The sequence below is a fragment of the Cycloclasticus sp. PY97N genome (assembly GCF_002443175.1).
GTDB classification, from domain to species: domain Bacteria; phylum Pseudomonadota; class Gammaproteobacteria; order Methylococcales; family Cycloclasticaceae; genus Cycloclasticus; species Cycloclasticus pugetii.
This window is the reverse complement of the sequence record NZ_CP023664.1, coordinates 998,808-1,011,501: the sequence shown is the minus strand read 5'-3', so window position 1 is coordinate 1,011,501 and position 12,694 is coordinate 998,808. Positions and strand designations below refer to the sequence as shown.

The 12,694-nt window shown below is 42.5% G+C and carries 14 protein-coding genes and 1 other RNA gene; 4 read left to right on the top strand and 11 right to left on the bottom strand.

Going from position 1 to position 12,694, the window contains the following annotated elements; all coding sequences use genetic code 11:
• Window positions 1-27: 27 nt before the first annotated feature.
• The 3 genes from CPC19_RS05080 to CPC19_RS05070 are packed head-to-tail and all read right to left on the bottom strand — an operon-like array spanning window position 28 to window position 2,632.
• Window positions 28-1,371: an N-acetylmuramoyl-L-alanine amidase gene (locus tag CPC19_RS05080; RefSeq protein WP_016390006.1), complete on the bottom strand. Its 1,344-nt coding sequence runs from the start codon at window positions 1,369-1,371 to the stop codon at window positions 28-30.
• Window positions 1,372-1,383: 12 nt separating this feature from the next.
• Window positions 1,384-1,800, bottom strand: coding sequence for a tRNA (adenosine(37)-N6)-threonylcarbamoyltransferase complex ATPase subunit type 1 TsaE (gene tsaE / locus CPC19_RS05075; protein WP_015006362.1), 417 nt, complete (start codon window positions 1,798-1,800; stop codon window positions 1,384-1,386).
• Complete coding sequence (locus tag CPC19_RS05070) at window positions 1,790-2,632, bottom strand: NAD(P)H-hydrate dehydratase (protein WP_016390005.1); 843 nt, start codon at window positions 2,630-2,632, stop codon at window positions 1,790-1,792. Before CPC19_RS05070 ends, tsaE begins: the two co-directional genes overlap by 11 nt.
• Before the next feature lie 60 nt (window positions 2,633-2,692).
• On the opposite strand from CPC19_RS05070, the gene queG reads away from it, so the two are divergent.
• On the top strand, window positions 2,693-3,775 hold the full coding sequence (gene queG / locus CPC19_RS05065; protein WP_016390004.1) for a tRNA epoxyqueuosine(34) reductase QueG: 1,083 nt from the start codon (window positions 2,693-2,695) through the stop codon (window positions 3,773-3,775).
• A gap of 10 nt (window positions 3,776-3,785) precedes the next feature.
• On the opposite strand, the gene orn is transcribed toward queG, so the two are convergent.
• Complete coding sequence (orn, locus tag CPC19_RS05060; RefSeq protein ID WP_016390003.1) at window positions 3,786-4,334, bottom strand: oligoribonuclease; 549 nt, start codon at window positions 4,332-4,334, stop codon at window positions 3,786-3,788.
• A 56-nt stretch (window positions 4,335-4,390) separates the two neighbouring features.
• On the opposite strand from orn, the gene CPC19_RS05055 reads away from it, so the two are divergent.
• Together CPC19_RS05055 and rsgA are read left to right on the top strand one after the other, a co-directional pair.
• Window positions 4,391-5,644 carry a M48 family metallopeptidase gene (locus CPC19_RS05055; protein ID WP_016390002.1) on the top strand — a complete coding sequence of 418 codons (1,254 nt, stop codon included), beginning with the start codon at window positions 4,391-4,393 and terminating at the stop codon, window positions 5,642-5,644.
• Between the two features lie 130 nt (window positions 5,645-5,774).
• Window positions 5,775-6,704: a ribosome small subunit-dependent GTPase A gene (gene rsgA, locus CPC19_RS05050; RefSeq protein WP_015006367.1), complete on the top strand. Its 930-nt coding sequence runs from the start codon at window positions 5,775-5,777 to the stop codon at window positions 6,702-6,704.
• Here the strand turns inward: rsgA and CPC19_RS05045 are convergent.
• From CPC19_RS05045 to CPC19_RS05015, 7 genes are all read right to left on the bottom strand, one after another.
• Window positions 6,701-7,045, bottom strand: a complete 345-nt coding sequence (locus CPC19_RS05045) for a histidine triad nucleotide-binding protein (RefSeq protein WP_015006368.1) — start codon at window positions 7,043-7,045, stop codon at window positions 6,701-6,703. The two genes, rsgA and CPC19_RS05045, sit on opposite strands and share 4 nt — an antisense overlap.
• An 11-nt stretch (window positions 7,046-7,056) precedes the next feature.
• Window positions 7,057-7,653, bottom strand: coding sequence for a recombination mediator RecR (gene recR / locus CPC19_RS05040; RefSeq protein WP_015006369.1), 597 nt, complete (start codon window positions 7,651-7,653; stop codon window positions 7,057-7,059).
• Window positions 7,654-7,980, bottom strand: coding sequence for a YbaB/EbfC family nucleoid-associated protein (locus CPC19_RS05035; RefSeq protein WP_015006370.1), 327 nt, complete (start codon window positions 7,978-7,980; stop codon window positions 7,654-7,656).
• A gap of 24 nt (window positions 7,981-8,004) precedes the next feature.
• Window positions 8,005-9,744 carry a DNA polymerase III subunit gamma/tau gene (gene dnaX / locus CPC19_RS05030; RefSeq protein WP_016390001.1) on the bottom strand — a complete coding sequence of 580 codons (1,740 nt, stop codon included), beginning with the start codon at window positions 9,742-9,744 and terminating at the stop codon, window positions 8,005-8,007.
• Between the two features lie 93 nt (window positions 9,745-9,837).
• Window positions 9,838-9,934, bottom strand: an RNA gene (ffs, locus tag CPC19_RS05025) — signal recognition particle sRNA small type.
• Window positions 9,935-10,190: 256 nt separating this feature from the next.
• Window positions 10,191-10,730, bottom strand: coding sequence for a response regulator transcription factor (locus CPC19_RS05020; RefSeq protein ID WP_016390000.1), 540 nt, complete (start codon window positions 10,728-10,730; stop codon window positions 10,191-10,193).
• 9 nt (window positions 10,731-10,739) lie between these two features.
• Window positions 10,740-12,020, bottom strand: a complete 1,281-nt coding sequence (locus CPC19_RS05015) for a GerAB/ArcD/ProY family transporter (protein WP_016389999.1) — start codon at window positions 12,018-12,020, stop codon at window positions 10,740-10,742.
• A gap of 167 nt (window positions 12,021-12,187) precedes the next feature.
• Here CPC19_RS05015 and CPC19_RS05010 point away from each other — a divergent pair, with 167 nt between their 5' ends.
• Complete coding sequence (locus CPC19_RS05010) at window positions 12,188-12,652, top strand: diguanylate cyclase domain-containing protein (RefSeq protein WP_015006374.1); 465 nt, start codon at window positions 12,188-12,190, stop codon at window positions 12,650-12,652.
• Window positions 12,653-12,694 lie beyond the last annotated feature (42 nt).

The window sequence follows — 12,694 nt, the reverse complement described above, 5'->3', positions numbered from 1 at the left end:
AGGTAGACACATTGTATCGAAAAAAAACTAACTGGGTATTTGAATAACTTGACCAACTTTAATTTTACTGCTGCGCATGTCATTGGCTTTTTTCAAGGAACTAAGAGAAACCCGATGGCGTTGCGCAATGCCGGACAAAGTATCACCTCTTTGAATTTTATAAGTTGCCGCAGCCATACGAATCGTTGGTTCTGACGGTAAGCGTTGATGAGCAAAATATGTCTTAACGCCTTTCATAATGGCATTCGCCATTTTCATTTGATGCCTTGGGCTTCGTAGCTTAGCTTCTTCATCTTTATTTGAGATGAAGGCCGTTTCAACTAAAATCGACGGTATATCTGGCGACTTCAATACCATAAAGCCCGCTCGCTGGACTTGTTTTTTATGTACATGGCCAACGCCTTTTAAGTTTTTCAGCACCTCACTTGCCACTTTTGCACTGGCATCTTCAGTATGGTTTTGCGATAAATCCAGCAGTACAGAGGCCAACATGCCGTCTTTATCATCCAAGCTAACACCACCCACTAAATCGGCTGCGTTTTCACTTTTAGCTAACCACCTCGCCGCTTCACTACTAGCACCTCGGGTAGACAACACATACACGGACGAACCTCTCGCACGTTGGTCTTTAAACGCATCGGCATGAATAGATACAAACAAATCAGCTTTAGCCTTACGAGCCTTTTCCATTCGCTCACGCAAACCGATGTAATAATCCCCTGAACGAACTAAATAAGCTTGCATATTGGGCTGTTGGTTCACCAGCGTCGCTAATTTTTTAGCAATCGCTAACACCACTTCTTTTTCACGCGTCCCTCTATGACCTTGTGCGCCCGGATCTTCTCCACCATGACCCGCGTCAATAGCAACAACCCACTTGTTATGCTGAGCAGAACTCACTGACTTTTTAACGGCTGCCGGCGGCTTAGCCACTGCATTTTGTTTAGGGTATAAATCAACCACTAAACGATGTCCATAATTATCATTTGGTTTTAAAACAAAACTTTTTGCCTTAACCGCTGTTTTCAAATCAATGACAACACGCAAATCATTTTTATTACGAGACGCTTGGCGTATTTGGTTTACGACTTTGTGATTGGTCGTAAATGCTGGCACTACCGCGTCAAACTTTGCGTTATTTAAATCAACCACCAACCGAGAGGGGTTATCGAGTGAAAACACTTTATGCACAACCGGTGACGACAAACCAAACACTAAACGCGTATGATCCGGTGCAGTCCAATAACGCAGTGAGTCCACTTTTTTACTTGCAGCGGCGATTGCCGTAGTACTTATTGATAAGGCAAAGACAACCAACATCAGCATTGACACATGCTCTATCAGTTTAAAATTATTCGAGAATAGTTTCATAACCAACTGTTTTTATGAGTCTTTATAGTTAGATATTAACAGTTCTCTCTCAGTTCCGTAAATATTTATTTTAATCAGTAAATCTGGTTCTGTTAATAAGTCTCCGCCATTAACTGGCCATTCAACAAAACAAATTGATTCGTTATTAAAATAATCACGTATCCCCATGTACTCGAGCTCTTCAGCATCCTTTACTCGATACAAATCAAAATGAAAGACTGGTTGATCGTTGATGATGTAGGGTTCAACTAAATTATACGTCGGGCTTTTAACGGCTCCTTGGTGCCCCAGGCCTTGTAAAACACCTCGAACTAAGGTTGTTTTTCCTGCACCTAAATCACCCTCTAAAAAAACAATCATTCCCGCTTTCAACTTCAATGCCAGCTGCTTTCCCGCTGCTAACATGCCCTGCTCATCTTTAATAATCATTCACTAACTCACGAATTGGTTGCATCAAATCACTTGCCAACAGGCCTCTTTGACCCTTTTGAGCCGCACGATCAGCTGCCATCGCATGAACCATCACAGCCATTTTTGCGGCATCTAAAATCGTTAAGCCTTGAGCCATTAAACCTGAAATAACCCCTGTTAAGACATCACCCATACCGCCTGACGCCATGCCTGGGTTACCAGCTTTACACATATAAATATCATCACCGCCGCCATAAACTAAACTACCAGAACCTTTTAAAACAACCACCCCTCCATATTCATTCTGGAGCTCTTTAACAGCTGCTTGCCGATCTAGTTGAATATCCGCAGCTGAACAGCGCAGTAGGCGCGCAGCTTCACCGACATGCGGCGTTAATACCCAATTTTTATTTTTCCGAGGTGACCTAGACAATAAATTCAGCCCATCCGCATCAACCACTGCTGCTAGCCCCGTTTCTAAGGCCGCTTCATAGAGACTGCTTGACCACCGTGTTTGACCAAGCCCTGGACCGATACCAATAACATCACAGGCCGTGGCTATTCGCTTTAATTCTCTTTGATCAGCGACCCCATGGCACATTAATTCAGGTCGTGACAAAGTAAGGCTTGCCGCATGTTCTTTTTTTGTCGCAATACTAACTAAACCACTGCCAACTCTTAGCGCTGCTTCTCCAGCCAACCGTATCGCACCACAAAACCCACGATGACCACCCACTAGCAAAACATGGCCAAAATCACCTTTATGTGACTCCTGTTCACGAGGCGGCAATAAGGTCATCAGCTCAGCATGTGCCAATACCGATATTTTATTTTGTACTTTTTCGGGCATATGAGGACATTCGAAATTGAGATATAAATTCACTGATCATTTTAAGGTATCCTACCGCAGATGAACGAAAACAACATCGACTTACAACAATTAGCCAAGGAAATAAAATCACTTGGCCAGTCCCTTGGCTTTCAACAGGTCGGCATTACTGACACCGAATTATCTAACGCTGAAAAACAGCTAAATCATTGGCTTGAGGCGGGCTTCCATGGCGACATGGATTATATGCACAAACACGGTACAAAACGTACACGTCCCAGTGAGTTACATGAAGGCACGATACGTGTTATTTCATGCCGCATGGATTATTTACCAGAGCACATGGAGCGCACTAAAGACTTAATGAAAGACCCCGTTCGCGCCTATATTTCACGTTATTCGTTAGGACGAGACTATCACAAACTCATCAGAAAAAGGCTTCAAAAACTGGCAACCCTCATTGAACAAAAAATAGGCCCTTTTGGCTACCGTGTGTTTGTTGATAGTGCACCAGTTATGGAAAAAGCAATTGCTGAAAAAGCCGGCTTAGGTTGGATTGGAAAACACAGCAATGTATTAAATAAAGAGGCCGGCTCTTGGTTTTTTTTAGGCGAACTCTACATCGACCTGCCACTGCCCATTGATACAGCCGCCGAAAAACATTGTGGCCGTTGTACCGACTGCATTGATATTTGCCCAACACAGGCTATCGTCGCCCCTTACACCGTTGACGCTAGACGCTGCATATCATACCTGACTATCGAACTGAAAGGCTCGATCCCAGAAGAATTTCGCGCTCCAATGGGTAATCGAATATATGGTTGTGATGACTGCCAACAAGTTTGCCCATGGAATCGATTCGCCAGTTTGACGAACGAAGAAGACTTCCTAGCGCGCCAACATTTAGATACCACGTCTCTCATTGACATCTTTCGCTGGGATGAACACACTTTTTTAAAAAACACCGAGGGCTCTGCTATTCGTAGAATTGGTTATGTCAGCTGGATTAGGAATATTGCCGTTGCCCTAGGTAACGCGCCCCACGATAAGGAAATCATTAAAACCTTGAGCGAAAAACAACATGACGACAACCCAATTATTCAAGAACATGTGCAGTGGGCCATCACACAACAAAAACAGAAAAAGCCTTTAAGTAATTGCTAAGCAAAGTCACTTAGCCAATTTTTATAAAATGCTCTCTGTAGTACTTTAATTCTTCTATTGACTCGATAACATCGTCTAAAGCCTGGTGCGTCGCTTTTTTCTTAAAGCCCTTCATTATTTCTGGTGCCCAACGGCCTGCCAATTCTTTTAACGTGCTCACGTCCAAATTTCTGTAATGAAAAAATGCCTCTAGCGTTGGCATATAGTTCGCCATAAAACGCCGATCTTGGCAAATACTGTTTCCACACATAGGTGAAGCACCTTGTGGGACCCATTTCTCCAAAAAATCAATGGTTTGCTGTTCAGCATCGCGTTCTGATAATGAACTTTTTAAAACGCGCTCAATCAAACCAGACTGGCCATGGTGCTGCTGATTCCAATCATCCATTGCATCCATCGTTTGTTTTGTTTGACGTACTGCTAACACCGGCCCTTGTGCAAGCACATTCAGTTCCTTATCGGTGACAATCGTTGCTATTTCAATGATAGAATCGCTGGCAGGTTCTAAACCCGTCATTTCAAGGTCTATCCATATTAAATTCTGTTTATCTTGAGACATTTTATTACCTTATATAAATTACAAATATTAATAACACCCAGCATGCTAGTAAAATTATGAATGAGTTTAGCTATATTTTTTTATTTTTCTTAGTCGCCTCAACACTACTAACACTGTGGTTGAATAAACGCCAAATAATGCACATCATGCACCACCGGAATGGCGTACCCAATGATTTCAGTGACAAAATTGATTTAACCGCCCACCAAAAAGCGGCTGATTACACCATTGCTAAAACAAAAATAGACAACTTACAAACCCTGCTAAGTGCTGGCATTTTAATCATTCTAACCTTAGGCGGCTTGATTAATGTCATTCTTGAAACAAGCCAGACTTACCTCTATAGCGATATTTGGGCTGAGGTGAGCTTAGTTCTTTTTGTTTTTGTTCTTTCCCATCTTATTGGTCTACCTTTGAGCATCTATCAAACCTTCAAGGTCGAACAGTACTTTGGTTTCAATCGTACAACGGTAACGCAGTTTATCAAAGATCAGTTTTTACAACTGAGCTTAATGCTTGTGATCGGCATTCCGCTGCTGTACGCGCTGTTATGGGTTATGGATAAAATGGGTACATATTGGTGGCTGTATGCTTGGATACTAACCATCAGTTTTACATTTTTTATGACTTGGTTAGTTCCTACAGTTATCGCGCCCTTGTTTAATAAGTTCACCCCGCTTGAAGAAGGCGAATTAAAATCAAAAATCACACAACTTTTTGAACGGTGCGGTTTTAATAGCAAAGGCATTTACATCATGGACGGGTCAAAACGTTCAGGGCACGGTAACGCTTACTTTACAGGCATTGGAAACAACAAGCGTATCGTTTTTTTTGATACCTTAATTGACGCCCTAAGCCCCGATGAAATAGAGGCCGTACTTGCTCATGAGCTCGGTCATTTTAAACGCAAACATATTCTCAAGCAGATGCTCACATCAACGCTCATTACCCTGATAGGGTTTGCTATCTTGGGCGTGTTAAAACAACAAAATTGGTTCTTTGAAGGTTTGGGTGTCTTGCAAAATAACAACGCTGTCGCGCTACTACTTTTCATCTTAGTGATGCCGGTTTTCACTACTTTTTTACAACCACTTAGCAGTCATCTTCAGCGTAAGTTTGAGTTTGAAGCAGATGCCTTTGCAAGCACAATGGCTAACCCAGAGCACCTAATTCAGGCCCTTGTGAAGCTCTATCGAGAAAATGCCAGCACATTAACGCCAGATCCACTTTATTCAAGCTTCCACCATAGCCACCCGCCTGCTGGCGTGAGAATTAATCACTTAAAAGAGTTAGCCCATAAAGCTTATTAACGCTGCCTATGAACGTAAACGCCCGCTGCACGCTGTTTTTGCCTGTTAAGCCTTACTTTGTAAAAATGCTAACAAGCATTCAACGAATTGTTTCGCAAACAGCTTATCATTCACCTAAAACCCGTATTCTGTGAAGACTAACAAACGCGCGCAACACACTAAAAAGGAGCAACAAAAGCTTCTTAAAGGTCGCATTATTGCTCACTTAGGAAAGGCGTTAATTGTAGAGGACGAGCAAGGTCGAACGGCTCGCTGTAAAAAACGCACACAGCTACAACAACCTGCTGTTGGCGACTATGTAGAATGGATAAAAACTGAGGATGATGCGGGGCGCGTTGAAAATGTATTAGAACGTCGTTCGCTACTGTCTAGACCTGCAAAAAATGGGCAAACACGGCCTGTCGCTGCTAATCTTGACCAAATTGTTATTATTATTGCCGTTAAACCTACAATAGATCCGCTGCTACTCGATCAATACTTGATTGTTTGTGAGTTCCAAGAAATAAAACCACTTATTGTATTGAATAAAGTTGACCTGCTTGATGAGGGCTCGAGGAAAAGCACTGATGAGCTGATCCTACTTTATCGAAACCTTAGCTATGAAGTTATCGAGGTTAGCGCTGTAGAAAAAAGCGGGCTAGACAAACTAAGAAAACGGCTGAAAAATGAAACCAGTATCTTAGTTGGACAGTCTGGCGTGGGCAAATCAACCATCACTAATTCATTACTACCTGACCTAGACCTTCAAACAAAAGCTCTTTCCACGGCATCAGGCTTGGGCAAACACACAACCACCTCATCCACTTTGTACAAACTACCTGAGGGTGGTGACATTATTGATAGCCCGGGTGTTAATATTTTTGGTTTAGCGCACATTACCGAACAAAATTTGGCTTATGGCTATCGAGAAATCAAGCACTTAGCAGAGCATTGTAAGTACTCAAACTGTCTGCACCTAAAAGAGCCCAAATGTGCCGTTAAAGATGCCGTTGAAACAGGTGATGTTTCAAAAAAACGCTATTTACGATATTTAAAATTACGCGATAAACTTGCTTACTAGCCTGGAGGCCACTGCATTGCTCTTCCACCTAGCACATGCAGGTGAATATGGTAGACCTCTTGGCCAGCATCTTGTTTACAGTTAAACACGGTTCGATAACCTGACTCCGACAACCCCTCCATCTCAGCCACTTTTTTAGCCGCCTGCATAATTTCACCCATTAACAAAGTGTCCTCCTCGCCCATATCTGCCAATGTCGGGATATGCTTTTTAGGAATAACCAATATATGCGTTGGTGCTCGCGGATTAATATCTCTAAACGCTAAAACAGACTCGGTTTCATACACAACATCCGGTGTTATTTCACCATTCACCATCTTACAGAATAAACAATCCGTCATTTATTGCTCCTTTAAACTTCACTACGTCCACTAAACGCGTGAGACAACGTACCACTATCAATATATTCCAACTCGCCGCCAAAAGGCACACCGTGCGCTATACGCGTAGCCCTAACGGAGTATTTTTTTGCCATCTCACTAATATAATGCGCTGTTGCTTCACCTTCAACCGTTGGATTAGTCGCCAAAATAATTTCTTTAATGACGCCCATTTTCAGTCTATCAACCAATTTATCCAAACCGATGTCCGCTGGTCCCAAGCCATCGAGCGGAGACAAGCGGCCGTTCAACACAAAATACACCCCTTTAAAAGAGGTTGCACCGTCTATCGCCATCACATCAGCAGGTGTTTCCACAATACATAATAACTGTTGATCACGGCGATCATCTGAACATAATCCGCAAATATCAGCAGACGACAATGTTTGACAAACCGAACAGTGTCCAATTTTATCCACCGCTTCTGCAAGGCTTTGCGCCAATTTAAAGGCGCCCTGACGGTCACGTTCTAGTAGATGAAACGCCATTCGTTGGGCCGACTTTTGACCGACACCCGGTAAACAGCGCAAGGCCTGAATAAGGTCTTGAAGAATGGGTTCAGATTGCATTTAAAAAGGTAATTTGAAGCCAGGAGGTAGTGGAATGCCTGCGGTCATCCCCGCCATACTCTCTTTATTTTCACTTTCAACTTTACGCACCGCATCATTAATTGCTGAGACAATTAGATCTTCGAGCATTTCTTGGTCATTATCTGCGATCAAACTTGGGTCTATCGATAACCTTTTGGCTTCGTGTTTTCCTGTCAGTACGACCTTAACAAGACCTGCTCCGGACTCGCCCGTCACCTCAAGTTCTGCCAGTTTTTGTTGCGCCTCTTGCATCTTTTCTTGCATTTTTTGCGCTTGTTGCATTAAGTCGCCTAATTGGTTCTTCATTTCTTTCTCCGTACTATACCGTGGTTAATCTATTGGCTTAATTGAGCCCTCTATAATAGTAGCGTCAAACAACTCCATTATTTTCTTTACTGCGGGGTTGTTTCTTACTTCTTGCTCTGCCTGACGTTGCCTTTCAGCCACTTTATCATTAGCAATACTATTCGGTGTAACAATGTCTTTAGCCCCTTCGATGAGCTGAAGCTGTAACTTGCGCCCATAATAATCAGACAATGCCTGTTCTAAGTTTAGCTCTGATTTTTTATTTAGAGAAACATGCCCGCCCATTAACATCAACTCACAGACGTGCTCGTCCAGTTTCACCAATGTTGCATTATTCGCTAACTGAAGTGTCATGGGATCCAAGCCTAATGTTGGCACCAACTCATGCCAAGGCAGATCTACATTGGCAGCTGGTTTTACTGTTTCAACAGGTTGTATAAGAGCCGTGGGGGCTGCTTTTTTAGCGACAGGAACCGGTTCTACCGGACGCTTTGTTACTGGCGTTATATTTTCAGGTGTTTTTTTTTCAGGAATAATCAGTTTAGGGGCTTTTTTAGCTTTGCCCGTCTCTTTGCTGTCCTCTACTGTGACCTTTTTTGGCACCGCTGCTACTTCAGTTAATTTTTGAGCCGCCACTGGTGGCTTTGGCTTAAGGCTAGCTTGTGCGATGGGTTTATCACCCCCATTAGCAACATCAACCGGTGCAAAGGCTAGCATCCTCAATAACACCATTTCAAACCCAACTTTTGGCGTAGGTGCCAACGGCAAGTCTTTTTGGCCCATCAGTGCTATTTGATAATACAGCTGCACATCTTCTTTGCTTAACTGCTGAGCCAACATGGCCAACGCTTTATCTTCTGCGTCAGTTCCAACTATTTGACAGACTGCTATTTGATGCAGGTGAATCAATAACGACTGCAACACTTCTGCATAGTCTGGGGCAAATTCATCCAGTGTTTGAATGCTAGCTAGCACTTCTGATCCTTGCTGAGTTAATAATGCCTTTAGTAAATCTAATACCGGTTCGCGTGCAACGCTACCCAGCATATCAATTACATCAGCTTCATTCAGCTCACCGTTGCCGTGAACAATCGCCTGATCTAATAAACTAAGACCATCACGCATACTGCCATCAGCTGCACGTGCCAATAATTCAGTTGCTTGTTGTTGATATGCAATGCCTTCGCTTTCAAGAATTAGCTTAAATTGACCTTCAATTTGATCTGGCGATAAGCGCTTCAGGTTAAACTGCAAGCAACGAGATAAAACGGTCACTGGCATTTTTTGTGGATCTGTCGTTGCTAAAAGAAACTTAACATGAGCGGGCGGCTCTTCTAATGTTTTAAGCAGCGCGTTAAAACTACTTTTGGAAAACATGTGCACTTCATCGATCAGGTAAACTTTATATTTACCGCGACTCGGCATATATTGAACGTTTTCTAACAGGTCTCGCGTGTCATCGACACCTGTTCTAGACGCCGCATCAACTTCAATTAAATCGGGGTAACAACCTTGATCGACTTCTAGGCAAGTTTCACACTCGCCACAAGGCTCTGCATTAGTAAGATTAGGGCAATTTAATGCTTTAGCTAATACGCGGGCAATTGTTGTTTTCCCTACTCCGCGTGTTCCTGTGAAGAGATAGGCATGATGCAAGCGGTCATTTTCTAAGCCATTGACCAAGGCACGCACGATATGCTCTTGCCCAACCACTTGAGCAAAATTTAACGGGCGCCATTTTCTTGCAAAGACTTTATAACTCATAAGTTTTTATAGGGTAACAAAGGCAATGGGATTGTGCGAATTTTTAGCCCTTTAAGCTAAAACTAAAGAAGCCTCTAAAAAATGGGTGGTAACCCATGCCAGCCGCACCCCGGCACATGACTCCATCGCTACCGTTGCTCCCTTCCGGGCCTGGCGGAGTTCACGACTTCACATTGCGAGGGGACCAACATGAGTCACCATTGTTCGTTGCTTTCAATCAGGGTGGGGATTGTCCATCATTGTGTGCGATCAATCAAGAAGGGAGAATAAAGTTTATTCATTATTTTTAAACCAGGAAGCCTCGTTATGCTAAATATGCTTAGTAAGAACTTCCTTTAAATGCTAATTTACCGGAGAGTAGAAGTATACCTTGGCCCAATTCTGCATTATTGCGCATGAAGAACTCGCCAAACTCCCTCTTATTACAAAATTTAAGCTACAGCACGCTAATGCCTAACTGGCCGCTTTGCCAATTTACGCTGCAAGGTTCGCCGATGCATATTAAGTCGCCTTGCTGCTTCCGAAATATTCCCATCACAGTCCAATAAAATTTTCTGCATATGCTCCCACTCAACGCGTTTAACAGAAAGCGGTTTATCAGATGGTGTGACATCAGAGTCTGCCTTTTCTTGCGCAAAGGCCGCTAGAATCTCATCCGCATTTGCCGGTTTAGTAATATACTGAATAGCACCCAATTTAACCGCTTCTACTGCTGTCGCAATACTTGCATAGCCCGTTAACATCACTATGCTTATGGCCGTGTCTTTTTCTTTCAAGCGCCGAATCAGCTGCAAACCAGAACCGTGCTCTAACCGCAAATCCACTACTGCCATATGTGGTTTAAACACCTCTGCCTTATGAATAGCTTGCTCTTTTGTCTGTGCCGATGCCACCTCAAAACCACGACGCGTAAAGGCATCACATAATACTGAACAGTAAACTTCGTCATCATCAATAATCAGCATTCGTTTATGAGTGTCTTCCATGCTCTTTGCCTATGCTATTACCGGAATACAAATACTCACACAAACACCCTTTGGCTGGTGATTTTCCCATTTAATACTCCCTCCTAATCGTTCTAGAGTTGCCTGCGTAATATAAACACCAAGACCTAACCCTTTGTCTTTAGAACTCATCATATGTTTGCCTAATTTAAGTAATTGCGCTTCATCTATTCCGCAGCCTCTATCCTCAATACGAATATGTATTTTGCTATCAGTCCAGCTCAATACAAGTTTCACATACTCTGGGGAGACTCTTGCTGCATTGTCTAACACATTGATTAATGCACGCGTTAATGCAAGATCGGTTATCAACTTTGGGGCGTGCCCAACTCCTTTAACCTTTTCAATTAAAGGCACATTTAAATTAGATATTCGCCATTGGGCAACAACATTAGCCAAGTATTCATCAATCGCTAATAATTGCCCTGAGTCATATTTTTCAGACGTTGCTCTTTCAGTAATCGTCGACAGAACCTTTTTACAACGTTTGATTTGTCCTTGAAGAATCGATAACTTAGAGCTCGCGGCCTTATCTCCCGTTGCCTGAAAATCAAGCTCAAGCTCATGTGCCAACACGTCCATTGTCCCTAATGGCGTTCCAAGCTCATGAGCAGCGCCTGTCGCCAAAGTCCCCAGCGCAATTAAACGCTCATCTCGAAACATGCGTTCCTTCATAGTCGATAACAGCTCGTTTCTCTTACGTAATGATTGTGCCATCCCTGCTACAAAATAAGCCAGTAAGAATATAGACAATAAAAACCCTATCCACATACCGATCACATGGTCTTTAAAATGCCCACCTGCTTCCACTTCCACGGGGTTATTAATGTGAACAAGTGGCTGATAATAAAACACAATTAAGCTATACGATAGTGATGTCAATAATGCCATTAGCCAAACATAACGTTGTGATAACAGTGTTGCCGCAATACTGTGGGGGACTAATAAAAACCAAGCAAAGGGGTTTGTCGCACCGCCTGTGAAATACAAAATACCGGTTAGCGCAACCACATCACTAATCAATTGGTAGAAAAATGCCTCATCTGTAATTCTTGATGAATCCTTTAATAAAAAAAGAGTCGATACACTCCAAATAACTTGACCTACTAATATCGCCGCTAACGGTTTAACTGGCAATGCCATTTCTAAATAGTAAATCGTTGTTAAAATAGCAATCAATTGCCCGCTTATATTCAGTGCTCGTAACGATAATAAACGCTTTAGGTTCTCACCAGGTGCTGAGGTTGTTGTATTGGCCGACAAAGTAATCATTAAAATATTTAAAAAAATAAGCGCTTCTTACTTTAACAGCTAAATCTATTAACGAAGAGTCCTTGCGTCAATTTGACTCAGTTAATCACTCATTATTTTTTCTTTCCCATCTAGTAAATTCTCAATATCCTGCCATCATTAATGTATTTATATTTGGAACTTAACTTATGACCCTTGATCAACCAGAAAGTCGTTGCTCTATTACTGGCTTGCCCGATGCTGCGACTTTTTCAGAGCAAACAGAACAACTACTAGAATTTTGTACCCGTACTCATGCTAACGCCCTTATGCTTTTTATTACTTTTGATACGAGTGTTAGCGAGATCAATGGCCAACAAAATGACCTCGCCCTTAAAGCCATTGCAAAGCGATTACTCTCTAAAGCCCGTGATTCAGATATTTACGCCCATTTAGGTGAAATGAACTTCGCTAACCTAACTATTGAAACCAGTGAAAAACATACGCCGATCTTAATTGAAAAGCTCAAAATAGAACTCGCACAACCGATCACGTTAATGGACGGCTCTTCTATCAAACTAAACACTAAAGTGGGCCTTGCCGAGTATCCTAAGCAAGGAAAATCTTATGCAGAGCTGATTGAGGTTGCTAGAAAAAACACTCAAACGTTATAGCTTAGAAAGCAACATACCCCAGATACAAAAAAACCTGGCACC